The sequence below is a fragment of the Brevibacillus ruminantium genome (assembly GCF_023746555.1).
GTDB classification, from domain to species: domain Bacteria; phylum Bacillota; class Bacilli; order Brevibacillales; family Brevibacillaceae; genus Brevibacillus; species Brevibacillus ruminantium.
Genome location: NZ_CP098755.1, coordinates 1,751,500 through 1,772,590, shown reverse-complemented (window position 1 = coordinate 1,772,590; position 21,091 = coordinate 1,751,500). Strand labels below are relative to the sequence as shown.

The window sequence follows — 21,091 nt, the reverse complement described above, 5'->3', positions numbered from 1 at the left end:
AACGGGAGCCTTTTATTCTTGTTATGCTTTTTATTTGCCCATGATGCTGTAGCCGGCATCTACGTGAATGATTTCACCGGTAATTCCGCGGGACAGATGGCTCATCAGGAACAATGCCGTGTCGCCCACTTCAGATTGGTCGATGGTGCGGCGCAGCGGCGCGCGCTCTTCGATCTCTTTCAAGACGCTGTTGAAGTTGCGAATCCCTTTTGCTGCCAGCGTGCGAATCGGCCCTGCAGAGATTGCATTGACACGGATGTTTTCCTTGCCCAGGTCACTGGCCAGATAGCGTACGGAAGCATCCAGCGCGGCTTTGGCCACACCCATGACGTTATAGTTCGGCACGACGCGTTCGCCGCCCAGATAGGTCATGGTCACGATGCTTCCCCCTTCGCTCATCAACGGACGAGCTGCCCGCGCCACAGCGACGAGTGAGAAGGCACTGATGTCCTGAGCCAGTGCGTATCCATCCCGGGAAGTATTGACAAATTCGCCTTCCAGCTCCTCGGTTTTGGCAAATGCGATGCAGTGTGCCAATCCGTGGATCACGCCTACTTTTTCCTTAATTTCGGCAAAAGCGGCTTCCACTTCCTCGTCTTTGGTCACATCACAGTTGATCAGCAGGGATTCACCCTCCAGCTCTTCCACCAGCTTGGCTACGTTCTCGCGCAAGCGCTCCCCCTGATAGGTAAAAATCAGGTTGGCCCCGGCTTTGCTAAGGGATTGGGCAATTCCCCAGGCAATGCTGCGGTGGTTGGCCACGCCCATAATCACAATATTTTTTCCTTGAAGAAGATTCATCATTATGTATCGGCCCCTTCCTACGTATTTCCCTGCCATTATAACCGATCTTGTCTACGGTTACGAGAGCAATTCAGGGGAAAACCTCGCAAAAAGGGCCGAAAGACAGGCTATTCTCCCTGCTGCATGGATTCTGCCAGATTTTCGACAGAAGCGGCGGCTGAGTCGGCAAACGCCCAGGGCTCTTCTACCGGATTCAAGGGTGTACCGTTTTCCGGGAATTCCGCCTTCATCTGCGACTCTTCTTCCTGATGCGGCCAGTCTTCACGTTGCCCCAATGTTTTTTCGCTCCTTTCCTGCGCAAGCTGCTCGAAAATGTATGTTCTTAGACTAACTAGCAGGAAAGAGGTTTATGCATGCTGATGCGGACCTTGGTGAAAAAAAGACATCAGCAAAAGATAGGCGACCATTCCGGCGATAAAAAATAGACCCAGATCTCTGTCCCGCTCCCGCAGGATAAGAGGGATCAGATGACTGGCCGCAACGTAAAGAAATACACCGGAAGCCAAGGCCATCAGCAAGGGAAGCCACTCTTTCCGCAGAAACGGCTCTGCGATTTGAAAGCTGAAGGCGCCTGCAAGCGTGGCGATACCCAGTCCTGTAGCACCCCACAACGCTTTTTTCCGCGAACGCGTCACAGCCAGCAGAAGCGACGCCACTGTCACTCCATCCGGCACTTTATGGAGCAGCATCGCAAGCAGCACAGACCAGCCTACCTGCAAATTCACCCAAAAGCTGGCCAGAAGCGAAATTCCCTCCACATAGGCATGGAGCAAAAATCCGGACAAAACCCCAACGATCCCCGCATAGCCTGATGTGCTCTCTTTTGCCCCGGAATGCCCCAACCAGTCCAGCATAAACAGCAGGGAAAAACCGATGAGGACAAACGGCATGACCCGTCCCCCTCCCGCGAGCAAGGCATGTGGGAGCATATCCATCAGGGTGATCGCCAGGAGCAGACCGGCTCCCACACTAATCATGGCAAAGAGAGATTTTTCTGACCAAGACCGCACGCACAACAGCAGACCGCCAATGCTGCTGGCCACCGCAGCCAACAGCAGGACAAGTGGGATGTATGGCTGCATCAGACCGCCTTCCCTTCTTCCGGGTGATGTCCTTTCCATTCTACGCGCATGTCCCATGCATTATGTGTATCGACAAAGTACGGCAGCCTGTCCGAATTAGCCGAAAAATCACTAGTTTTTAGAACCTTTGTCGACAATCTCTTACCGGGAAAAAAATGGTGCTATAATGAGGCAACCGGGAATCCCTGATGGGGAAAAGGAGTGATTCGAATGGATGTTCAAGTGTGGATGGCTTCTAAGGAAGTGGCAGATCGGCTAGATGTGCATGTGCGGACTTTGAGAAATTGGCTGGACATGTTTGTTCCCGCGCAGGAACGACTAAAAAATCCGCAGGGTCACTACCTGATCAGTGAAACAGGTTTTTCTGTACTGCGTGAGGTGAAACTGAGAAAGGAAGAGGGAAAGCTCTCGCTTCGTGAAATCCAGCGGCAGCTCATCGAGGAAGGTCTCATACCGGCGTCAATTCTGACAGAAAGTGAAGTGGCTGTTGCGGATGAGCTGGCTGAAGCCATTACCGGGCCAGTTTCTGCTGCTTCCCCGGGGATGCATAGTACCATCTCAGAAGCGATCATCCAGGTTCAGCAGGAGCTCTCTCAACTGCCTGATATGAATCACATGCAGTCCACTCTCTTGCAAAAGCTGACTGATATCGAAGAAATGCAGGAATCTTTGCGTTTGGAGATGCGCCGTGTCACCTTTGAAATGGATTTGATGCAGCAGCGCCTGACACGCCGCAAAGAGCGTTTTGATCGCTATCAAACCCGTTGGTCCCTCAACCCGTTTCGCTGGTTCACCCGCTCAAATCGAAATATCACGGCAGGGCAGTAAAAAGCCCTGCTTTTTTCATGGTTCTAAAGTCGTGTTTTCTTGTGAAAAACTTTTTAGAATACGGTCTTTTGTGCTATATTTTATCTAATCACCTCGCTTGAAACGATACATATCTTGAGAGAATATACTCAAAAGACAGGAGTATGCAGTGTGAGAAAAGTACATATCCACTCAGTAAAAGCCGGAGAAATAATTGCCAAGACAATCTTTCTGGAAAATGGCAATGTACTTTTGGGCCATGGCGTCGCACTGACTGACCGCTATATTCAACGCCTGATCAACATGGGTATTGAGACGCTGTACATCGAAGACAAGGATACGGAGGACATCATTCCGGAAGACTCGATCCGTGATGAAACCAGAAAGCAGGCTGTCGATGCGATCTACTCCACCATGACCGGGCTGATGGAAAAACAGACCCTGCAGCGCCGCACTTCTCTTCCCGACCTGGGACAGATTTTTCAAAAAGTGTTTGGCGATATTCTCAGCGACTTGAGCAGCCGCCGGGATATTCTGGTCAACCTGTGCAATCTGCACACCCTGGACGGTTACTTTTTCCATCATGCGGTCAATGTCTCCGTACTTGCCGGTATTATTGGTCTGGCAAAAGGCTACAACCAGCAGCAGTTGATGGAACTGGGAATCGGGGCTCTCCTGTTTGATATCGGCATGACGCAGCTTCCCAAAGAATTGTGGAACAAGAAGACAGAGTTGAATGAAGAAGAACGACAGCGGATTCGCTACCATACAGAGGATGGCTTCAACCTTTTGCGTACGCAGTACAACATCTCCCTGTTATCTGCCCACTGTGCCCTGCAGCATCACGAACGCTATGACGGGACCGGATATCCTCGCCAATTAAAAGACAAGCAGATACATGAATACGCCCAAATCGTAGCGATTGCGGACGTGTTCGATGCGCTGATTTCCCCCCGCCCGTTTCGCACCGGGTATTCTCCCAGTGAGGCAACAGAGCTTCTCTTTGCTGTTGGAAACAGCATGTTTGACCTGGATTTGGTGAAACTGTTTTTGCAGCATGTGGCCGTGTATCCCATCGCCTCCACCGTCCAGCTCAATACCGGTCACATCGGCGTCGTCTCAGAGGTAAACCCGCTTGCAGTCAACCGCCCCATCGTCAGAATTCTCCGGGAACCGGACGGCTCACCCGTCGCCTCCCCGTATGAATTGGATCTCTATCACAAGGATTGCATGAGCATCACAATCGTCAAATCGGTATAGGGATGCACTAAGGCCTTTGCTCGGCTGTTTTTCTTTCGCTGCTTTTCTTCCGCTGGATATAACCCAAAACCAGGACAACACTGACAATCACGATCTTGCAAGCCTCTTCCACCCCGTATTTCCCCTGGACCCACTCTGCTACCAGTCTCTCCTCGAAAATCATTTTGGCTGCTGCCCAGGCAAGAATGCCCGATCCGAAATAAACCAGCCACGGGATGCGCTCCATCGCTTTGAGGATCAACTGGCTGCCAAACACCATGATCGGAATACTGATCAAGAGCCCCAGGATGATCAGCAGCATGTTCCCGCCGGCTGCCCCGGCAATCGCCAGGACATTGTCCAGCCCCATCATGACATCGGCAAGCACGATGGTTTTTACCGCTTGGACCAGATTGTCACTGGCGTTTATTTGCCCGCTTCCCTCCTCCTCGCGCAGCAGCTTGTAGCTGATCCAGATCAGGATAAGCCCGCCTATCAGATACAGATAGGGAATCTTCAATAGATAGACAGCCAGTGCCGTTGCGATGATACGGACGATGATAGCCAAACCGGTAGCCCAGATAATCGCCTTCTTTCTCTGCGGCGGTGTCAGTCTGCGACAGGCAATGGCAATGACAACTGCATTGTCTCCGCTGAGGACAATATTGATCGTGATGATGAGCAAAAGTGCTGAAAAAAAAGCCGGTTCCAACAATACCTGCGCCCCCTTGTCGACATTTAGTCTTCCACGATCCGTGTATAAAAAATCAACGATATCCTATGCCTGTCCAGGGTTGTTGTCAAACCGTTACTTTTAGTATGATGGTAGCGAGGAGGGTTGTCGAAATGTCGAAACAATTCGTTATCGAAGCGATCATGTTGGCCATCTACGGAGAATTGATGGCACCTTCGCAACCAGTTGAATATTTTATCCCTTCGTCGACAATCTACGAATTGGATGAATTTTACCATAGTCCTGAACCGATCATGCCAGATCCTGAGGACGATCTGCACGTCCGGCGTGTGATGCAAGAGATGAGCCAGTTCTTTGCTGATCCTTTCAACCGCAAGCGCCTGGAAAAAGGGCTGGTCGCACCCTGGTCCAGCATCCCATTTACCTTTCCTAACGGGGTTACGCTAAACGTCGTAAAGGTAGAGGACAATGCGCTTTGGGGCGAGCTGTTTGACCCCGTAGAAACCCAGCTGCTGCTGACGGGCATGCATTTTGACATCCCGCTGATTACAGACCAGCCTGACTTTGAGGATCGGATTTTGGAGTATGTCGTGCCTGTCCAGTTTTATGATATCGACGATTTCGAGTTTGCCTTGGAACAGGGCATCTCCATCGAGCAGCTGCGCGAACCGTAAAAGAAAATCGATCCTGGTTACGCAAAAATGCCTGATCCTTACCGCTTTCATGGACGGCATATTCATTTTCCACAGACCGGCAGCAAACTGCCCCTTTGGTCTGTGGCTTTTTTTTGCAAGAAAATTGGCTCTTTTATTCATGCTGAATTGCGCGTATAGTATGTTCAATAGAATGCGTAAAAAAGAGGCGACATGATGGGACGCAAACCGATTTATACACGTGTTTACAACCAGTTGCGCTATCAGATTTTAAGCGGAGAACTCGCAATTGGCTCCCCTTTGCCGCCAGAGAGAAAACTGGCAGAACAACTGGAGGTCAGCCGCAACACCATCGTCCGCGCTTACACCGAACTGGAAGCAGAGGGTCTGATTTTTAGCAGAATGGGCAGCGGGCGGTTTGTCGAGGCATTGACTCCCGCCTATGCCAGTCCCCGAAATCATTGGCACCAGCGTGCCTATAGTACACTGGCCTCGGCTCCCTCCCATATGGCAGAGCTTCTGGCTGTGACAGATAAATATCCGGATACCATCAATTTCGCTCACGGTGACGGCGGCAAGCACACGCTGGAATCGTCAGGCTTCTCCGACTACGTCAAAAGTTCGGCTGAACAGCTTCATTCCTACTACTTTACCTCTGTGCAAGGGCTGCCGGAGCTGCGCGAGCATCTCGTCGACTGGATGGACATGGAGCAAATCTCATCATCTGAACAGATCGTGATTACGAGTGGGTCACAGGAAGGTCTTTTCCTGATCACCTCCCTTTTGGCCAGGCCGGGTGATCTGGTGGTGACAGAAATGCCTACGTATTTCGGTTCCCTTCAGCTCTTTCAATCGCTGGGCATGCAAATTGTCCCCGTACCGATGGATGCCGAGGGGATGCGCATCGATGTGCTGGAAGGGATCCTGGCCCGCTGCCGCCCCCGCATGCTTTACACGGTGCCGACCTACCACAATCCAACCGGATGGACGATGTCTTTGAGCCGGCGTAAACAATTGCTTGCCTTGAGTGAGAAATACGAGCTGCCCATCGTGGAGGATGATGCTTACCGTCATCTGCACCTGGAAAAGGAGCCGCCGCCCTCGCTGAAATCGCTGGATCAGTCGGGGAACGTCATCTATTTGAACACCTTTTCCAAGCTGCTTTTTCCCGGTCTGCGTGTGGGCTGGGTCGCTGCCAATCGTCCCTTTGCCCAGCTGCTTACACGGATGAAAGAATTGTCGATCACCACCAATACACTGGGGCAGTTGGCCTTGGCCGCTTTCCTGCGGGAAGGGGCGCTGAAGCCGCATCTCGAGGTCGTCCGTCAGCAGTACAGGGAACAGGCGGCCATCATGGCCGGTCATCTGGATCGGTTCTTTCCTCTCGGGATTCGCTACGAACACCCCGCTGGCGGTTTTTATTTCTGGGTCTCGCTGCCGGAAGAGATTCACGCTCGCAAGCTGATGAACGATTGTGCCAAACAGGGCGTCTCCTTTACCTGCGGCGATATGTTTCTTTCACGCGAAGCCGAACAGCCCTTTATCCGGCTCTGTTTTACCCATGAGCGCTCAGAGCAAATCGACCGCGGCATGAGGATTATTGACGATGTGTTGCAAACACGAAAGGAGTAACATGTTATGAAAAATGCACCACCCCTGGCCTCAACCTGGAAGCAAGGGCTGCTGGACGCCGCACCCTTGATCGCCAGCTATATTCTGTTTGGGGCGATCTATGGAATGATTGCCGGGCAAGCCGGTCTTACTTCCTGGGAAACCCTGGCGATGTCCCTGTTTGTCTACTCGGGAGCCGCACAGTTTGCCGCCAGCTCCATGATTGCCGAGCACGCGGGCATGTGGGCGATTATTCTGACCACCTGCCTGCTAAATCTTCGACATTTCCTGATGGCCTTGTCCATCTCGCCGCATTATCAGCGGTTTACCAATTCGCAGGTCAACGCGCTCGCCTTTTTTCTGACAGACGAGCAGTACGCGATCACGCTGAACCGTTTTCGCCATCATCAAAGCGATCTTCCTTATATCGTCAGCGTCAGTGTCAGTCTCTATGCGAGCTGGTGCGGCGGCACCCTGCTGGGAACGGCGGCAGGCAACTGGATTCCTGATCCCGCTTCACTCGGACTGGGTTTTAGCTTCACAGCGATGTTTTTGGCGCTTGCCTACTACCAACTCTCTTCCGTCATCCGCATCTTCGCTTTTCTTCTGTGCGGTGCAGTCTCCGTGGGATTGGCCTTTGTCGTTCCAACTGGACTGCCCGTGCTGATCGCCGGCTGCCTGGCATTTGCCATCGGCTATTTGCTGCCGGTAAAAGAAGAGGCCGATCATCTGACGGAAGATAACAGAGGAGTGGAATCAGCATGACGACAGAGAGCTTGTTGCTTTTTCTCAGTATGGCAGCCATCACCTATTTTTCCCGGCGAGCCTTTCTTCGCTTGCCCAGCAAGCATTTTTCTGCCCGCCTGAAAAACGGGCTCAGCTTCATTCCCTTGGGTATTTTTGCATCCCTGGTCTTTCCTTCGCTGTTTGTGGATGCGGGTACATTTGTCATCCAGCCGTTGTATCTTGTCGCCAGTCTGGTTTGCTTAGCCATGATGGCCATCAGCAAGAATGTCTTTCTCAGTTTTGGCGTCAGTCTGGGGCTGGTCGTCGTCTCCTCCCTGGGTCTTTTTCCCTGGTAAATTGCGCAGTTCTGTGAAAAATTCCCTCCCCGTTCGGTTTGGCCGTGGTACAATACGGGTATAGATTGCAAAAGGATTTCGGGAGGGACCTGGTAATGGAAACGGTGAAACAACACGGAGATACGGATTGGAACACAGAGGGAGATACGGTTCATGCCATTCTCTTTCAAATGGGAAATGAGTACTACGGCTTGCCAATCTCGTTGGTAAAGGAAATCATCAAGCCTTTGCCGGTTACCCGTTTTCCCAAATCTCCCCCTTATGTGGAAGGGGTTATCGACCTGCGCGGCAGCATTTTGCCGATTATCAACCTGCGAACCATGTTTGGCCTGGAGCCGATTCCGCTCACCGAAGAGAGCCGTTTTGTCGACTTGCAGCTCGAAGGCTTAAACATCGGGATCGTCGTCGAAGCCGTCTCCGAGGTCATGCACATCCCGTCCTCACTGGTAGAGCCTGCCCCGCCGATCGTCGCCGGAGTGGATGGCAAATTCCTCAACGGGATCGCTCGTTTGAAGGACAAGCTGATCATGCTGCTGGATGTGGATGAAATTTTCTCCCAGTGGAAAAAATGACGATTGGAACCAAACAAAAACAGGCGTGCTCTCAGCCGCCTGTTTTCCTTTTCTGCCCCTTTTCCCTCGTCGCCGGAAACCGGGTCATTATTTCTGCCCGCCGCTTGCCAGGTAGGCATAGTTGACCCAAATCATCTCTTCAATCCCCAAAATCTCCTTGAACAAATCCACAGAGTCGTACAACAGGGACGCCCCCGTTTCTTCGTCGACTTCCGTCAGCATCTGTATATCAAAAAGCGAGCGAAGCTGCTGTACCTGTTTGGGATTGACGATCCGGCCGAAGCAGGCCGGGCATACCCGGTTAATCCCTTTGTTCACTTCCCTTCGGTATTCCTCGGATCTGATGGTTCGGTTTAATATATCCTCATACGTCTGCCTTACATCCTCACTTTCCAGTATCGCGTCGTGCAGCTCAACATGGGGATAGAGTCGCGTGAATTCGCTCTCGGCCATATCCGCATCAAGGGTATAGCTGATCGTGGCGGAAGAGACTTCATAACCCGCATCGAAGAGCCGATACCCCCAGCCATTTTCTTCCGAGTCATGGAACCAGAGCAGCGGAACACACTGACGGGACAGCTGCAGAATAAATTGCAGGGTCTGGGCCGTCTCCAGCCACTCGTCACGCAAAAAAAAGGCATTCCAGTCCCGGTTGATGTTTCGGTGAAAATAAGGCTGCCGCGATTTAGGCAAGGCGATTAACACTTTCGGTTCGTATTTGCGAGGATATAACATGCCGGTCGTGAATTCACTCATCCGATACCCACCACCCTCTGGCAGGCTCTCCCTGGTCTCACACGGTTTGAGCCAAAGTTCTCTCTACCAGTTTATTCATGGGGTGGCGATTATTTGCCGTGATCTTTGCCAAACGTGCTCGTGTACAGGATGGAATGCTTCGCCCCTTCCGGTCGCAGCTCTGATCGAAACAGATGAAAACGAGTCACTTGCCACTCGGGAGGCTCTGAAGAGAGAAAACGCTCATTCCATTCTGCTGCAGGCACACCCTGTGGCCCTGTCTTCGGCCCTCGCGCCAACGTGATATGGGGGCGGTAGAGCTTTTGGTCATAGCTCAAGCCCGGATGCAGATCAAAGCGCTTTCCCAGCAAAAGGTGGAGCTGCTTCAACGGCTCGATTTGCCCGCGAAGCCCCAGCCACAGGACACGGGGACGCTCCCAGGTTGGAAAAGCGCCAAACCCGCCGACCTTGAGCGTAAACGGGGGGATGATCTCACTGACGATATCCATATCCCGGCTAATGTCCGGAACCAGCTTTTCCTCCACCTCTCCCAGAAAATGAAGGGTCAGATGAAGATTGTGAAGGGATTGCCAACGCTCTGCCCGGATTTCGCCACGTACCTGTTTTTGTACCTGTTCGATATATTGTGCTGCGACCTCAGGTATTTCCAATGCCACAAATAGCCGCATCCCAATGCCCTCCTCTGTTCATAGGCTGAGCGTAAAAAAGGCTCGCCCGTCGGGACGGGGAGCCTTAGGCCGCAATCATCTTTCCTGTTATAATTCCCAGCACGCAGCGAGCGTATTCACTCATCCTGCTCGCGCCAGGCTTCGCCTGAAAGGAGAGGGTCAGCTCGATATGCTCGTTGTGACCAGCGGGCTGTATCCCCCAAAACAATTCTGCTTCCCCGTAGAGGATTTCCTCAATACGCTCTTTTTTCCGCTCCACATCTGTCTGTGGATCACAGGAAAGGGAGAACTTCATCGTCACCATCACGGATTCACAGCTGGTCAGATCCTCTTTGTCCATGTTCAGCTTTGCTTTGACAGCGATCACACCGGTCTCTGCCCAGAGCGCATACTCAAGCGTTGCCTGAAAATGAGGATGCACCTGCAGGTCCAAAGCGGGAAAACGGCCATCTATCGTAAGTAAAAATGTCTCTGCCATCATTTCGATCTCGTTCTGAAAAAGACGGGCACAGTCGGAAACTGCCTCCAAAACCTCAGGTTGTACCGTGTACATCCTACTCACCCTCCCTGGAAAATCATTCTCTACTCATTCGCACTGAAGTCTTTACTTTCCTTTGTTGAAAGGTGACTACTTTTCCCGTTTTCACGCGGCAGAAATCCGTCATCGCAGCCCTTTTGTCGAAACTCTCACGGCACGCATTGTGCGCTGCTATTCGCTGCTATTGTTTGTCAGCGTCATTTGATTACCCGGCGTAAGGATTTTTAGCCAGTGGGAAAATTTGAACATACAGCTTACCCAGGCGCGCATTGTCTGCTTCGTCCAGCTCGATGTGATACAGTCGGCCTGCTTCCACTCGAATCAACGGATAGGCTCCACACCCGAGCGGAACAGTCTCTTCGGTAGAAAGAAACTCCGGAAGCGTAAAGAGGAAGCGGGAAAACGGGTTGGCTTCCTCCTCTGTCATATGAACGACTTCAAAAAGCTCAGACATCTCGGGAGTGACAATCATCCTCAGCAGCCCTTCCTTTTCAGCCGCCCAAATCGTAAAGGAGGTTTCCCTGACCTCGCTCCGTGCATGACGCCGCATGACCCATATGGCCTGATGGATCGTGCTCATGAGCAGATGCTGGGCCTCTTCTTCCCCGTGTTTTTGCTGCAGTCTGGCAAAGTCGACGAGGTACGCCGTCCCTTTTTCCTGCAAAACGGAATCCGAAAGAAACGAGAGCGGAACACTTTGGGCTTCGGCAGCCTCTTGTACCTCTGCCTCTTTGGGAAGCGCTTCGGCCTGATCGTAGAATAAAGCCTCGATCATCTGCTCAGCCTGCCTTTTTTCTCCGTCCGAAAAGGAGATAGCTTCCGTGTATATATGGGTAAGCCGCCCCTCTTCGAAGGAGAGATAGTGAAGCGGCACTTCTTCCTGCTCCAGCATCCGCAAAGCCATGAAGCGCTCCTCTGCACGCTTGATGTCAAAGGATAGCGGAAAGCCAAGCGGGTGAAGCGGGTCCGAAAGCGTCCAGATCACCGCCAGGAACTTGCTTTGATACGTTTTGCATTCTACCGAGACCGCATCCCAGGTCGCTTCCGAAAAGGCATCGATGCTTTCAAACACAAGAAACAGTTCAACATCCCCGCTCGCTCCCAGTCTGGCAAAGTAGGGCAAGCCCTCCTGCTCCGCCAGTTGATAGAGGTCTGCATAACGCTTCGGATCGAGGATTTCTCCCTGGGTCTCCTGACTGGGCGACACCCTGCTGGCGTCGGGAAGCAAGTCCGGTCTCAAGGCTTCGTGTTCAGTCATTTCACATCGCCGCTCCAGTTCTTCACCAGGGGCCATTCATGCATTTTTTCCAGCAGCACGTGATCGGTAGCGTCAATATGTACAGGAGTGACGGAAACATAGCCGCGTTTGACCAGGTAGTAATCTTCTTCCGGTGTAGGATTGCTGCGGGCCGGATATTCGCGGGTCAGCCAATAGCCTTCTGCCTCGTGATTGTACTTATCTTCATAATGATTCATCGCCAAAGCAGCAGGGACGATACCGCGAACGTCTTTTTTCGGCAGATGCGGGATATTGATGTTCCAGAACACCTCAGGTACCAGCTTATCTCCGCGAGCCTGATCGCAGAACATCTGGAGCAATGGACGGATGATCTCCCCGACCTCACCGTAATTCTCTTGGTCATCCCAGTTGTCGTAAGAGAGGGCCACGCCGGGAATTCCCAGAATCACGGCTTCCCTCGCTCCGCTGCACGTGCCTGAATAGTAAATATCGCGTCCAAGGTTGGTTCCAACGTTGATTCCGGAAAAGACGATATCCGGCTTCTCCTCCTCTTCGAACAGAAGGTGATAGGCGCCTTTCACGCAGTCTGCAGGATTCCCCTCGACCGCCCAAGCTTTTACGGGCAGATCGTAAAAAGAATGCGGTGTAGGAGAAAGCGCGCTCCGAAAGGTAAGTCCATGACCCACTCCGCTTTTTTCACTGGCGGGAGCCACGACGAAAATCTCCACATCATCTAATGCCAAAAGCGCTTCTGCCAAACGGCGAATACCCAGCGCCTCAATTCCGTCATCATTCGTTATCAAGATTCGCAACATGTCTTTTCCTCCCTCTTCTCGTGACGCTGCTGCCCCACACTAAACTGCTCCGGGAGATTTTTACCGGCATAGATGCAAAGGGGTCTCCACCTTATTGTACCAAAAAGGCGGGAGAAAGCGGCTTTTCATCCGAAAAACACTTAATCGCCCGCCTCCCACTCCCCGATCATCAGATTCCCATCCCAGTCCCGCGCCACCTTCCAGCCCTCACCCTCCTTCTTGAAATCCATTTGTCCCGTCGCGTTGAGCGTCTTTTTCACGCTTCCGTCTGGAGCAAGCAGCTCTACGTCCATCGTGTAGTGATAGGTTAGCAAATCATTTTCCTCTGATACTTTTACCAGGCTGAGGTTTTTCACCTGAATATTTACGCTTTGCTGCCGAGCCACCTCAAGAGGGAAGTATGATTCCCTGTTTTTGTAAAAAAGGTCGTATGCTTTTTCTGTCAGATATGGTTTGATCAATTCGTTCCTTGCCAAGCCTTCCTCAAAAGGATCGATCTTTGTATAATCGGTCACTTCATAGTGAATTTTTTTGACGGTAAAGGCCAAATCCTGCAATTGCTCGTCCAAAGAAGGGGTTCCACAACCAGTCACCAAAAGGCTGATAAGCAGAAAAATGATCCACCTGATATTCAATTCGCCATCTCTCCTTTTCCCTAATCTGTATGCAAAGAAAAAGGTGTGACAAACCTGTTGGTCAGTTTGCACACCTGATGTCTACTGTTTGTACTGTTTTACGATTTGCTAGGTGCTTTTACTGATTGCTAGCTGCTTTACTTTTGCACTTACTCTTTGCTAGCTGCTTTTACCGTTTACTAGCTGCCGTTCGCTTTGCTAGCTGCTTTTACTGTTCGATGATGCTCTTCCAACGATCGCGCCACTCAATGCCTTCCTTGATCCACTCCTCCACCTGGACCTGCTTGTCTTGAGAAATTCCCAACAAGCAGGAAATCCTGCGAATTTCCCGCGTTTCCGCCAATGACAGCTTGTGGTCGATCAGAGCGATCTTGTACAGCTGCCGAAGCAACATGAGCTTCTCCGTATGCGTCAGGTCGACCATATCCGCAACGATGCTCTCCGGCTGTTTCGGATAATCCATATCATCCATCAAAATTTGCCGTTCCCTCAGCGTAAAGTGCTCCGAGTTCACAAGCTCGTGAATACGGTCTACTTCTTTCATTCCTATATAACCATCGGCATGGCCGACGCAGATCATCAATCGAATGGATGCGAATAAAATCCGTTTGTCCTTTTCCGTTTTCGTGATCAATTCCATAACCTCCCCAGAAACCAAGAAGTCTCTCTTGTTGTTTATCATTTGTCTAATTATACGATGAAACACGAAAGCGGTTTCACACAAAAATGTGACAAATTTCTACGTTCGCACCACAATTCGACAAAAGTCCGGCCACCCGTAAGCAGAAAGGGCAAGCCCGCCAAGTCTTTCATCGGCTATAGCCTCAATAAAATTGCTGTACAAGGGAAAAAAGAGGCGTTCACGGACCAACAAGTTCATCATTTCTTGCCACAGCTGATCCCGCTTTTTCTCGTCACTTTGTGCGACTCCCTGGGCTACACATTCCCTCACGCGCGTCCTTAGCTCTGGTGAAAGAAAATGGGCCGGAGCCGCGGTATCATCGAACAAAAACTCCAGGATCGACAGATGCTCCCGTTCATCCATATTGGCGCTGTCCAGGATCAGATCAGCCTCACGCATCAGCGAAGAAGAGGCGAGATCAGCAGCCGGTACATAACGAATTTCCAGGTTGATCCCGTACCTTTGCAGGCGCGTTTGAATCCATTCCGCATCCTCGACATGGTCGTACTCCGGCATTGTGTACAGTGTGAGCCTCTCCCCCTGATAGCTGCTCCCAAGAAGAAGTCCTTTGATCCGGCTGTCCTTCATACGCGCTTCTTCGGCAGCCCGGATTCTTTCTCGCGTCGATGGCTTTCTTTCCCCTCCCAGCTCCTCCAGCATTTCGCCCTGATCCAGGATCAGATCAAGCACTTCCCGAAAGGCAGTGTCTTGAAGCGGACCAGACTTGGCCAAATTGACAGCCAGATATTGAAAGCACTGTTCGATGCAAGCTACGGAGTTGCCGGAAGCTTGCAGATGATTCCCTCCCCCTGCATGCTTGGGCCGGGCATAGACGATTGCCGGGATGTCTGCATGGGCATGGGAACGAGGTCCTGTTTGTTCGGGCACAACCCATAGCTCGATCCGATCCAGAAAGGGGCGACCTCCAAAATAAGGGGCAAAAGCTTCCAGCACCAGCATGGAATCATCATTGCGCACGACGCGGAACGGACCGCTTCCCACCGGCATGCGGGCGAACTCTTCTCCCATCCGCTCCGTGTAATCTCGCGGAAGGATCGCAGCGTACTCTTTGCTGAGCGCCTGCAAAAACAGATAGTTGGGCGTATGCAAATGGACCTGGACGATGTACGGATCGATCACAACCACATCCTGGATGGAGTCCATCAGCCATCTGTGAGGCGATGCCTGTTTGCCCAGTCGCAGCAGGGAGAAACGGACATCTTCTGCCGTCAGCATGCGGCCGTGATGAAAGGATACGCCTTTTCTCAGGTAAAACGTATAGGTTTTGCCGTCTTCGCTCAACTCCCAATAGAAAGCAAGCCCCGGCTCTATTTGATTTTTCTCGGAATCAAAGCGGATCAGCCCGTCAAAGACATGCTTCACCAGATTGGCTTCGGAACGAAGCAGCACACGGGCAGGGTCCAAAACAGGGACAGCTTGGTCAGCAAAAAGGCGCAGCACATCCATTCGCGCATCGGGCCCCCTCCGAACATGCAAGCCAAACTGGCTGTCCATCCAGCGTTGAAAGGCTTCTCCGAGGCCCTCCCACTCTTCTTGGTAGCGAGCGATAAAGTCTTGCCCTTCCCGGATATCGCCTCTCAAAATCAATTCCTGCGCCAATGACAACGCGACGTCTTGGGGATGGAGACGAAACGTAATAGTGGAGGCATTGCCTCTGCCCACTCCCGGCCGCCAATCCAACCAGCCGCGCTGCTGCAGCTTTTTCACCGTCATCGCGGCATTGCGCCTGGTACAGCACAATTGAGCCGCCACCTGCTCCAAGGTCACGGAAATCGGTCGGGCGACTTCTGTCTCGCGATAAAAGGAAAACAAACGGTGATAGTGCTCGAAAAGAATCATCAAAAAACGGCCTCCTGTGAAAACATGAAAAAAATCGAACGGATTCTGTACCCTTTTTGTCTTGCCGCTTTCCACATACAATCGGAAGCATCCACTTCCACATACAGAAAGGATACCAGATATGCCTAAAAACCTTACACATCTTTTTTCCCGCTATCCTGTAATCCTCTGGGTCCGGCTGTTCGGTGAATGGTTAAGCGAGATGTCCCGCAGTATGATTACCCCCTTTCTTATTTTGTACCTGCATGAAAAGATCGGGGGAAGTGTCCCGCTCGTCATGCTGGTGATCGGTCTGCAGCCGGCCAGCGATATTTTGTTTACCTTGATTGCAGGCGGGGTCACGGATCGATACGGGCGAAAGCCGGTGATGCTGATCGCACTGATCATTCAGGCGCTCAGCATGCTGGGGATGGCGCTCGCCGGTTCCCTTTTCGCCTTTGCCTTTCTCTATATTCTAAATGGGATCGGCCGCTCCATGTTTATCCCGGCCAGTCGAGCGGTACTGGCCGACAGCATGTCTTCCCGTCAATTGTCAGAAGCCTTTGCTCTTCTCAGTACAGCGACCTATATCGGGGCCTCGATCGGGCCGCTGATCGGTGTCATGATCTATCAGACAGCTCCCGGGCTTGCTTTCCTTTTCACAGCCCTGTCTCTCTTGCTTTACGCTGCTGTCATCTGGTGGAAGGTTCCCGAAACAAATAAGCCGCAGCCTTTGGAAACAGAATCAACCCCAGCAAATGAACAGCATTTTTCCCTGGCCACTCTCGGCCGGCATCGGGCTGTTTTGTCGATGCTCGTGCTGGCTTTGCCGATCAGCCTGTTCTACGCCCAATCAGAAACCAACCTGCAGCTCCATCTAAAGGAAGGCTTTGCCAATTACCTGGAGGTATTAGCCTGGCTGGCACTCGTCAAAAGCATCGCCGCGATCCTCTTTGAATACGGCTTGGTTCGGATCACATCGCATCTGAATCCGCGACATCTGATCGTTTTTTCTTACCTTTGTTTTGCCCTCGTTTCATGGGTCTATGGCAACGCAACCAGCATCGCCTTGCTGCTGGGCATGCAGCTGGTCCTCGTGATGGGCGAGAGCATCGGACTGAACCATATGCTGACGCTTGTCTCGCGCATCGCTCCAGCAACCATGCGTGGTCGTTATTTTGCCATTTACGGCCTCCACTGGGATATCTCACGAACACTGGGGCCTCTGGCTGGCAGTATGATCCTGCTCCATTTTAACGGCACGATTCTCTTTTCCGGCGTCGCCGTTTTGCTTCTGATCGGCGCACTCGCGCAACATCTGTTTCTCGGCCGGATAGAAAAAGCCTCCCCGGCAATTCGGGAAGGCTCAGGCTTGTAAGACGAGGCACGCTCGATCGTTTTCGCTACGACAACAAATAGCGGTCCTCGCTGAACGACTCTCCGCCGCGGGCTTGTTCAAAGGCCCGCAGGAGGTCTTGCGGCTTCATCGTTTTCTTTTTCTCTTCCGGGATGTCCAGAATGATGCCGCCATCGTGCAGCATCAGCAGACGATTTCCCATGTTGAGCGCCTGTTCCATATTATGCGTGACCATGATCGTAGTCAAATGGTACTGCTCCACAACCTTTTGGGTCAAATCGACGATCAGTTGCGCCCGCTTCGGATCAAGTGCGGCGGTGTGCTCGTCAAGCAGCAGAATTTTCGGCTCCGTGAAGGTAGCCATCAACAGACTGAGTGCCTGTCTTTGCCCGCCTGACAGGAAACCGACTTTTGTTTTAAGCCGATTCTCCAGCCCTTGGTCCAGTTGTTTCAACTGCTCGCGGAACAATTCCCGCTTGCGGTTGTTCACCCCAAAGGAGAGCGTGCGCCGTTTGCCTCGCGCGTAGGCGATCGCCAGATTTTCTTCAATCGTCATGTTGGGGGCGGTCCCGGCCATCGGGTCCTGGAACACCCGTCCCACAAAGGTGGCACGCTTGTGTTCCCCGAGGCGCGTCACATCTTTGCCGTCGATGACGACACTACCTGTATCCGGAATCAAGCCGCCGGAGATGACGTTCATCAGCGTCGATTTCCCCGCACCGTTGCTCCCGATGACAGTGATAAAGTCGCCTGGAGCGACGTTCAAATTAATTTCTCGCAAAGCAATTTTCTCGTTGACAGTTCCCTGGTTGAATACCTTGCGTACTCCTGCAATTTTAAGCACCGCCATTCCCTCCTTTGGCCGCCCGGAACGATTGCTTTTTCCAGACGCCTTTGGCGATCGTCGGAACGGTCAATGCCACGATCACGATCAAAGCCGTGATCAGCTTCATGTCGGACGGATTCAGACCTGCCTGCAAGGCAAGCGCGATCACCAGACGGTATACGACAGAGCCGAGGATAACCGCCAGTGTTGCACGAAAGATCGACGAGCTTCCAAACAATACTTCCCCGACAATGACGGAGGCAAGACCAATCACGATCATCCCGATTCCCATTCCGACGTCAGCAAATCCCTGATACTGGGCTACCCAGGCGCCCGATACGGCTACCAGCGCATTGGATATGGACAATCCGATGATGGTAGTCGTATCTGTATTGGCACCAAAACTGCGAATCATTTTGGAATTGTCTCCGGTCGCTCGGATATCGAGGCCCAGATCCGTTTGCAGGAACCAGTCAATGATCATCTTGAGCAGATAAATTCCGACGAGAAAGACGAGTGCGACTCCGGTGAGAAGCATGAAGCTTCCCACCGCCAGATTCGGCACATTCAGCCCTTTGACAAAGGTGTACAGCGTCTCCTCTCGCAACAGCGGCAAGTTCGCCTTACCCATAACTCGAAGATTGATGGAATAGAGTGCGATCATGGTCAAAATACCGGCCAAAAGTCCATTGATTTTCCCTTTGGTGTGCAAAATGCCGGTAAAGGCACCCGCTGCCGCTCCGACGATACATGCCGCGAGGGTAGCGAGAAATGGGTTGGTACCTTCGATGATCATTCTGGCTGCCAACGCGCCGCCCAGTGCAAAGCTGCCATCCACGGTCAGATCGGGAAAATTCAAGATGCGAAAGGTCAGGTAAACACCCAGAGCCATGATGGCAAACAATAGGCCCTGTTCGATTGCTCCGTGTAATGCCAGGTTCATATTAGCCTCCTGTTACTGCAATTATTGCTCAAATACTTCGCCAGCGCGATCCAGCATGGCTTGCGGAATGGTTACGCCCATTTTCTCTGCAGCTTTTTTGTTGATCACCAGCTTCATGTCTGCTTGCATCTCAACTGGCATGTCGGCAGTCTTTGCTTCGCCCTTGAGGATTTTTGCAGCCATGTCAGCGGTTTGCTCACCCAGCTTGGTGTAATCGATCCCGTATGTGGCGATGGCACCGCTCTTTACAGAGTTTTCTTCACCAGCGATGACCGGGATTTTTTGAGATTCAGCTACACCCAGAACCGCAGAGATAGAGGACACGACCAGGTTGTCTGTCGGCACGTAGTATGCGTCTACTTTGCCAGCCATCGACTCTGCCGCTTGCTTTACTTCTGTCGGGCTGGTTACTGCTGCTTCCTGAATGGTCAGTCCCAGTTTCTCGGAAACGGCTTTGGCTGCATCTACCTGTACCTTGGAGTTGACCTCACCGGAGCTGTAGATCACGCCGACCGTTTTCGCTTCTGGCTTCAGTTCCTTGACCAGCTTCAACTGCTCTTCGACCGGGTTCATGTCAGAGGTACCGGTTACGTTTCCTTCCGGCTTCTCCATTGCTTTTACCAGGCCAGCCTCAACGGGGTCCGTTACAGCGGTAAACAGGATCGGGATTTCTTTCGTAGTCTGTGCCGATGCCTGCGCCGTTGGCGTTGCGATGGCGAGAATCAAATCGACTTTATCCGCATTGAATTTTTGTGCGATCTGGATCGAAGTGTCCATGCTGGCTTGTGCTGATTGCACATCATACACGACCTGCTTGTCTTTTTCAAATCCATTTTTCGTCATTTGAGAGATAAAGCCTTCACGTGCTGCATCAAGTGCCGGATGCTCCACAAATTGCGCGATGCCGATTTTTACCTGCTTGGTTTCTGTTGTTGCAGGTGCCGAATTTCCGGCAGGCGCTGGGGTGGGATTGTTTACCGGTGCACTTTGCTGCCCACATGCTGCGACGGACAAAAGCAGCAAAGGACACAGAATTTTCTGCACCAGATGCACAGATTTTCGTTTTTTCATAATGAATCTTGGCCCCCTATAGTTTATAAATTTTTTTAATTTTATCATGATTAAAACGGTATGGAAAGCTGTATTATGACGGTTGTAAAGGAAGTCGCCCAAAAGAGGTTGGAAAAAAGGAAAAAGAGAGCTTTTCGCTCTCTCTTTTTACTTCATGATTTCTTTTGCTTGAGATTTGAGCGCATCCGGGATGGTCAGCCCAAATGTTTCAGCTGCCTTTTCATTGATGTATAAATCAGCTTCTTTGGAAACCTCTACAGGTGTATCGGTAACGGCTTGGCCTTTCAGAATGCGGCTTGCCATTTCCCCTGTCTGTTTGCCGATTTTATAGTAATCAATCCCGTACGTTGCCACTGCTCCGCGCTTCACTGTATCGGTATCGGAGGCGAACACTGGAATTTTGCTTTGCTCAGCCGCTCCCAAAACTGCTTCAAACGAAGAAACGACGGTGTTGTCAATCGGGATGAAGAGCGCGTCTGTTTTTGCGACAAGTCCTTGAGCAGCGATCTGTACTTCAGAAAGCTGGGAGATGCCGGCTTTGACAACTTCCACGCCTGCTTTGCTCGCAGCTGCCTCCAGGTCTTTTACCTGCACCTCGGAATTTACCTCGGAGGTGGTATAGATCACGCCCAGCTTTTTCAGCTCCGGCATGAAGGTTTTGATCAGTTCCAGCTGTTGCTCCATTGACACCTTGTCAGATGTACCGGTGATGTTTTTGTCCGGCTTTTCCAGAGAACTTACCAACTGTGCCGAAAGCGGATCAGTTACGGCACTGAATACAACCGGCTTGTCCGCAATCGCTTTGGCAGCAGCTTGGGCGGACGGCGTAGCGATCGCGACCACCAGGTCTTTGCCGTCACCCGCGTATTTCTGTGCAATCGAAACCGTATTATTCATATCGCCATGGGCGTTTTGATAGTCAATCTCTACGTTCTTTCCTTCTTCATAACCGGATTCCTTCAGCCCGTCGATGATCCCCTGACGGATCGCGTCCAACGCCGGGTGCTCCACAAATTGGGTCAATCCCAGCTTCACGGTTGTTTCTCCGGCAGCTGCAGGTGCAGCCGTTTTGGCCGTTTTGTCCGGCCCTGGTTGTGTGCCACAGCCTGCCAATCCAGTAAACAGGCATGCAGAAAGTAAAAAGGTAACTGCTTTTCTCATCTAAACTTCCTCCTCT

Annotated in this window: 24 protein-coding genes; 8 read left to right on the top strand and 16 right to left on the bottom strand. The window is 51.8% G+C overall.

Annotation, left to right across the window (positions count from 1 at the left end; all coding sequences use genetic code 11):
* Positions 1 to 30: 30 nt before the first annotated feature.
* The 3 genes from fabI to NDK47_RS08610 all read right to left on the bottom strand — a co-directional run bounded on the left by fabI (position 31) and on the right by NDK47_RS08610 (position 1,886).
* Positions 31 to 801 carry an enoyl-ACP reductase FabI gene (gene fabI / locus NDK47_RS08620; RefSeq protein ID WP_251876063.1) on the bottom strand — a complete coding sequence of 257 codons (771 nt, stop codon included), beginning with the start codon at positions 799 to 801 and terminating at the stop codon, positions 31 to 33.
* Between the two features lie 110 nt (positions 802 to 911).
* The gene (locus NDK47_RS08615) at positions 912 to 1,079 is read right to left on the bottom strand and encodes a hypothetical protein (protein ID WP_251874422.1); all 168 of its coding nucleotides are present in this window, start codon (positions 1,077 to 1,079) and stop codon (positions 912 to 914) included.
* A 72-nt stretch (positions 1,080 to 1,151) separates the two neighbouring features.
* Positions 1,152 to 1,886 (bottom strand): ZIP family metal transporter, encoded by a 735-nt coding sequence (locus NDK47_RS08610; RefSeq protein WP_251874421.1) that lies wholly within the window; start codon positions 1,884 to 1,886, stop codon positions 1,152 to 1,154.
* 210 nt (positions 1,887 to 2,096) lie between these two features.
* Here NDK47_RS08610 and NDK47_RS08605 point away from each other — a divergent pair, with 210 nt between their 5' ends.
* Both NDK47_RS08605 and NDK47_RS08600 read left to right on the top strand, forming a co-directional pair.
* Entirely contained in the window at positions 2,097 to 2,714 is a 618-nt protein-coding gene (locus NDK47_RS08605) for a MerR family transcriptional regulator (protein ID WP_251874420.1), read from the top strand.
* A 150-nt stretch (positions 2,715 to 2,864) separates the two neighbouring features.
* On the top strand, positions 2,865 to 3,953 hold the full coding sequence (locus NDK47_RS08600) for an HD-GYP domain-containing protein (RefSeq protein WP_251874419.1): 1,089 nt from the start codon (positions 2,865 to 2,867) through the stop codon (positions 3,951 to 3,953).
* Between the two features lie 7 nt (positions 3,954 to 3,960).
* Here NDK47_RS08600 and NDK47_RS08595 read toward each other — a convergent pair whose 3' ends face one another.
* Positions 3,961 to 4,647, bottom strand: coding sequence for a TerC family protein (locus NDK47_RS08595; protein WP_251874418.1), 687 nt, complete (start codon positions 4,645 to 4,647; stop codon positions 3,961 to 3,963).
* A gap of 131 nt (positions 4,648 to 4,778) precedes the next feature.
* Between NDK47_RS08595 and NDK47_RS08590 the strand changes: the two genes are divergently transcribed.
* The 5 genes from NDK47_RS08590 (at position 4,779) to NDK47_RS08570 (ending at position 8,544) form a co-directional block, all read left to right on the top strand.
* Positions 4,779 to 5,300, top strand: coding sequence for an ADP-heptose synthase (locus NDK47_RS08590; RefSeq protein ID WP_251874417.1), 522 nt, complete (start codon positions 4,779 to 4,781; stop codon positions 5,298 to 5,300).
* A gap of 192 nt (positions 5,301 to 5,492) precedes the next feature.
* On the top strand, positions 5,493 to 6,911 hold the full coding sequence (gene pdxR / locus NDK47_RS08585; protein WP_251874416.1) for a MocR-like pyridoxine biosynthesis transcription factor PdxR: 1,419 nt from the start codon (positions 5,493 to 5,495) through the stop codon (positions 6,909 to 6,911).
* Positions 6,912 to 6,917: 6 nt separating this feature from the next.
* Positions 6,918 to 7,655, top strand: coding sequence for an AzlC family ABC transporter permease (locus NDK47_RS08580; protein WP_251874415.1), 738 nt, complete (start codon positions 6,918 to 6,920; stop codon positions 7,653 to 7,655).
* A complete protein-coding gene (locus tag NDK47_RS08575) occupies positions 7,652 to 7,972 on the top strand; it encodes an AzlD domain-containing protein (protein WP_251874414.1) in 321 nt (106 codons plus the stop codon). Before NDK47_RS08580 ends, NDK47_RS08575 begins: the two co-directional genes overlap by 4 nt.
* Positions 7,973 to 8,067: 95 nt before the next feature.
* Positions 8,068 to 8,544 (top strand): chemotaxis protein CheW, encoded by a 477-nt coding sequence (locus NDK47_RS08570; protein WP_251874413.1) that lies wholly within the window; start codon positions 8,068 to 8,070, stop codon positions 8,542 to 8,544.
* Positions 8,545 to 8,631: 87 nt separating this feature from the next.
* Here the strand turns inward: NDK47_RS08570 and NDK47_RS08565 are convergent, their stop codons facing one another.
* The 8 genes from NDK47_RS08565 to NDK47_RS08530 all read right to left on the bottom strand — a co-directional run bounded on the left by NDK47_RS08565 (position 8,632) and on the right by NDK47_RS08530 (position 15,738).
* The gene (locus NDK47_RS08565; protein ID WP_251874412.1) at positions 8,632 to 9,300 is read right to left on the bottom strand and encodes a hypothetical protein; all 669 of its coding nucleotides are present in this window, start codon (positions 9,298 to 9,300) and stop codon (positions 8,632 to 8,634) included.
* Positions 9,301 to 9,389: 89 nt separating this feature from the next.
* Entirely contained in the window at positions 9,390 to 9,968 is a 579-nt protein-coding gene (gene thpR / locus NDK47_RS08560) for an RNA 2',3'-cyclic phosphodiesterase (protein ID WP_251874411.1), read from the bottom strand.
* A 64-nt stretch (positions 9,969 to 10,032) separates the two neighbouring features.
* On the bottom strand, positions 10,033 to 10,521 hold the full coding sequence (locus tag NDK47_RS08555) for a hypothetical protein (protein ID WP_251874410.1): 489 nt from the start codon (positions 10,519 to 10,521) through the stop codon (positions 10,033 to 10,035).
* A gap of 190 nt (positions 10,522 to 10,711) precedes the next feature.
* Positions 10,712 to 11,764, bottom strand: coding sequence for a hypothetical protein (locus NDK47_RS08550; RefSeq protein WP_251874409.1), 1,053 nt, complete (start codon positions 11,762 to 11,764; stop codon positions 10,712 to 10,714).
* On the bottom strand, positions 11,761 to 12,561 hold the full coding sequence (gene surE, locus NDK47_RS08545) for a 5'/3'-nucleotidase SurE (protein ID WP_251874408.1): 801 nt from the start codon (positions 12,559 to 12,561) through the stop codon (positions 11,761 to 11,763). Before surE ends, NDK47_RS08550 begins: the two co-directional genes overlap by 4 nt.
* Positions 12,562 to 12,701: 140 nt before the next feature.
* Positions 12,702 to 13,196: a hypothetical protein gene (locus NDK47_RS08540; RefSeq protein ID WP_251874407.1), complete on the bottom strand. Its 495-nt coding sequence runs from the start codon at positions 13,194 to 13,196 to the stop codon at positions 12,702 to 12,704.
* Between the two features lie 208 nt (positions 13,197 to 13,404).
* Positions 13,405 to 13,836 carry a tellurite resistance TerB family protein gene (locus NDK47_RS08535; protein ID WP_251874406.1) on the bottom strand — a complete coding sequence of 144 codons (432 nt, stop codon included), beginning with the start codon at positions 13,834 to 13,836 and terminating at the stop codon, positions 13,405 to 13,407.
* A 99-nt stretch (positions 13,837 to 13,935) separates the two neighbouring features.
* Positions 13,936 to 15,738 (bottom strand): SgrR family transcriptional regulator, encoded by a 1,803-nt coding sequence (locus tag NDK47_RS08530; RefSeq protein ID WP_251874405.1) that lies wholly within the window; start codon positions 15,736 to 15,738, stop codon positions 13,936 to 13,938.
* 121 nt (positions 15,739 to 15,859) lie between these two features.
* Between NDK47_RS08530 and NDK47_RS08525 the strand changes: the two genes are divergently transcribed.
* The gene (locus NDK47_RS08525) at positions 15,860 to 17,095 is read left to right on the top strand and encodes an MDR family MFS transporter (protein WP_251874404.1); all 1,236 of its coding nucleotides are present in this window, start codon (positions 15,860 to 15,862) and stop codon (positions 17,093 to 17,095) included.
* Positions 17,096 to 17,120: 25 nt separating this feature from the next.
* Here NDK47_RS08525 and NDK47_RS08520 read toward each other — a convergent pair whose 3' ends face one another.
* The 4 genes from NDK47_RS08520 to NDK47_RS08505 all read right to left on the bottom strand — a co-directional run bounded on the left by NDK47_RS08520 (position 17,121) and on the right by NDK47_RS08505 (position 21,075).
* Positions 17,121 to 17,918, bottom strand: a complete 798-nt coding sequence (locus tag NDK47_RS08520; protein WP_251874403.1) for an ABC transporter ATP-binding protein — start codon at positions 17,916 to 17,918, stop codon at positions 17,121 to 17,123.
* The gene (locus NDK47_RS08515) at positions 17,911 to 18,843 is read right to left on the bottom strand and encodes an ABC transporter permease (protein ID WP_251874402.1); all 933 of its coding nucleotides are present in this window, start codon (positions 18,841 to 18,843) and stop codon (positions 17,911 to 17,913) included. The genes NDK47_RS08520 and NDK47_RS08515 overlap by 8 nt, the downstream gene beginning before the upstream one ends.
* Before the next feature lie 21 nt (positions 18,844 to 18,864).
* Complete coding sequence (locus NDK47_RS08510) at positions 18,865 to 19,914, bottom strand: ABC transporter substrate-binding protein (RefSeq protein WP_407653394.1); 1,050 nt, start codon at positions 19,912 to 19,914, stop codon at positions 18,865 to 18,867.
* Positions 19,915 to 20,061: 147 nt separating this feature from the next.
* A complete protein-coding gene (locus NDK47_RS08505; RefSeq protein ID WP_251874401.1) occupies positions 20,062 to 21,075 on the bottom strand; it encodes an ABC transporter substrate-binding protein in 1,014 nt (337 codons plus the stop codon).
* Positions 21,076 to 21,091 lie beyond the last annotated feature (16 nt).

What these genes read in the sequence shown, in the direction of transcription:
- NDK47_RS08515 (WP_251874402.1), bottom strand. Translation starts at nt 18,843, where the DNA reads ATGAACCTGGCATTACACGGAGCAATCGAACAGGGCCTATTGTTTGCC.
- NDK47_RS08525 (WP_251874404.1), top strand. Translation starts at nt 15,860, where the DNA reads ATGCCTAAAAACCTTACACATCTTTTTTCCCGCTATCCTGTAATCCTC.
- NDK47_RS08565 (WP_251874412.1), bottom strand. Translation starts at nt 9,300, where the DNA reads ATGAGTGAATTCACGACCGGCATGTTATATCCTCGCAAATACGAACCG.
- NDK47_RS08530 (WP_251874405.1), bottom strand. Translation starts at nt 15,738, where the DNA reads ATGATTCTTTTCGAGCACTATCACCGTTTGTTTTCCTTTTATCGCGAG.
- fabI (WP_251876063.1), bottom strand. Translation starts at nt 801, where the DNA reads ATGAATCTTCTTCAAGGAAAAAATATTGTGATTATGGGCGTGGCCAAC.
- pdxR (WP_251874416.1), top strand. Translation starts at nt 5,493, where the DNA reads ATGATGGGACGCAAACCGATTTATACACGTGTTTACAACCAGTTGCGC.
- NDK47_RS08550 (WP_251874409.1), bottom strand. Translation starts at nt 11,764, where the DNA reads ATGACTGAACACGAAGCCTTGAGACCGGACTTGCTTCCCGACGCCAGC.
- surE (WP_251874408.1), bottom strand. Translation starts at nt 12,561, where the DNA reads ATGTTGCGAATCTTGATAACGAATGATGACGGAATTGAGGCGCTGGGT.
- NDK47_RS08570 (WP_251874413.1), top strand. Translation starts at nt 8,068, where the DNA reads ATGGAAACGGTGAAACAACACGGAGATACGGATTGGAACACAGAGGGA.
- NDK47_RS08610 (WP_251874421.1), bottom strand. Translation starts at nt 1,886, where the DNA reads ATGCAGCCATACATCCCACTTGTCCTGCTGTTGGCTGCGGTGGCCAGC.
- NDK47_RS08555 (WP_251874410.1), bottom strand. Translation starts at nt 10,521, where the DNA reads ATGTACACGGTACAACCTGAGGTTTTGGAGGCAGTTTCCGACTGTGCC.
- NDK47_RS08505 (WP_251874401.1), bottom strand. Translation starts at nt 21,075, where the DNA reads ATGAGAAAAGCAGTTACCTTTTTACTTTCTGCATGCCTGTTTACTGGA.
- NDK47_RS08510 (WP_407653394.1), bottom strand. Translation starts at nt 19,914, where the DNA reads ATGAAAAAACGAAAATCTGTGCATCTGGTGCAGAAAATTCTGTGTCCT.
- NDK47_RS08535 (WP_251874406.1), bottom strand. Translation starts at nt 13,836, where the DNA reads ATGGAATTGATCACGAAAACGGAAAAGGACAAACGGATTTTATTCGCA.
- thpR (WP_251874411.1), bottom strand. Translation starts at nt 9,968, where the DNA reads ATGCGGCTATTTGTGGCATTGGAAATACCTGAGGTCGCAGCACAATAT.
- NDK47_RS08575 (WP_251874414.1), top strand. Translation starts at nt 7,652, where the DNA reads ATGACGACAGAGAGCTTGTTGCTTTTTCTCAGTATGGCAGCCATCACC.
- NDK47_RS08605 (WP_251874420.1), top strand. Translation starts at nt 2,097, where the DNA reads ATGGATGTTCAAGTGTGGATGGCTTCTAAGGAAGTGGCAGATCGGCTA.
- NDK47_RS08590 (WP_251874417.1), top strand. Translation starts at nt 4,779, where the DNA reads ATGTCGAAACAATTCGTTATCGAAGCGATCATGTTGGCCATCTACGGA.
- NDK47_RS08580 (WP_251874415.1), top strand. Translation starts at nt 6,918, where the DNA reads ATGAAAAATGCACCACCCCTGGCCTCAACCTGGAAGCAAGGGCTGCTG.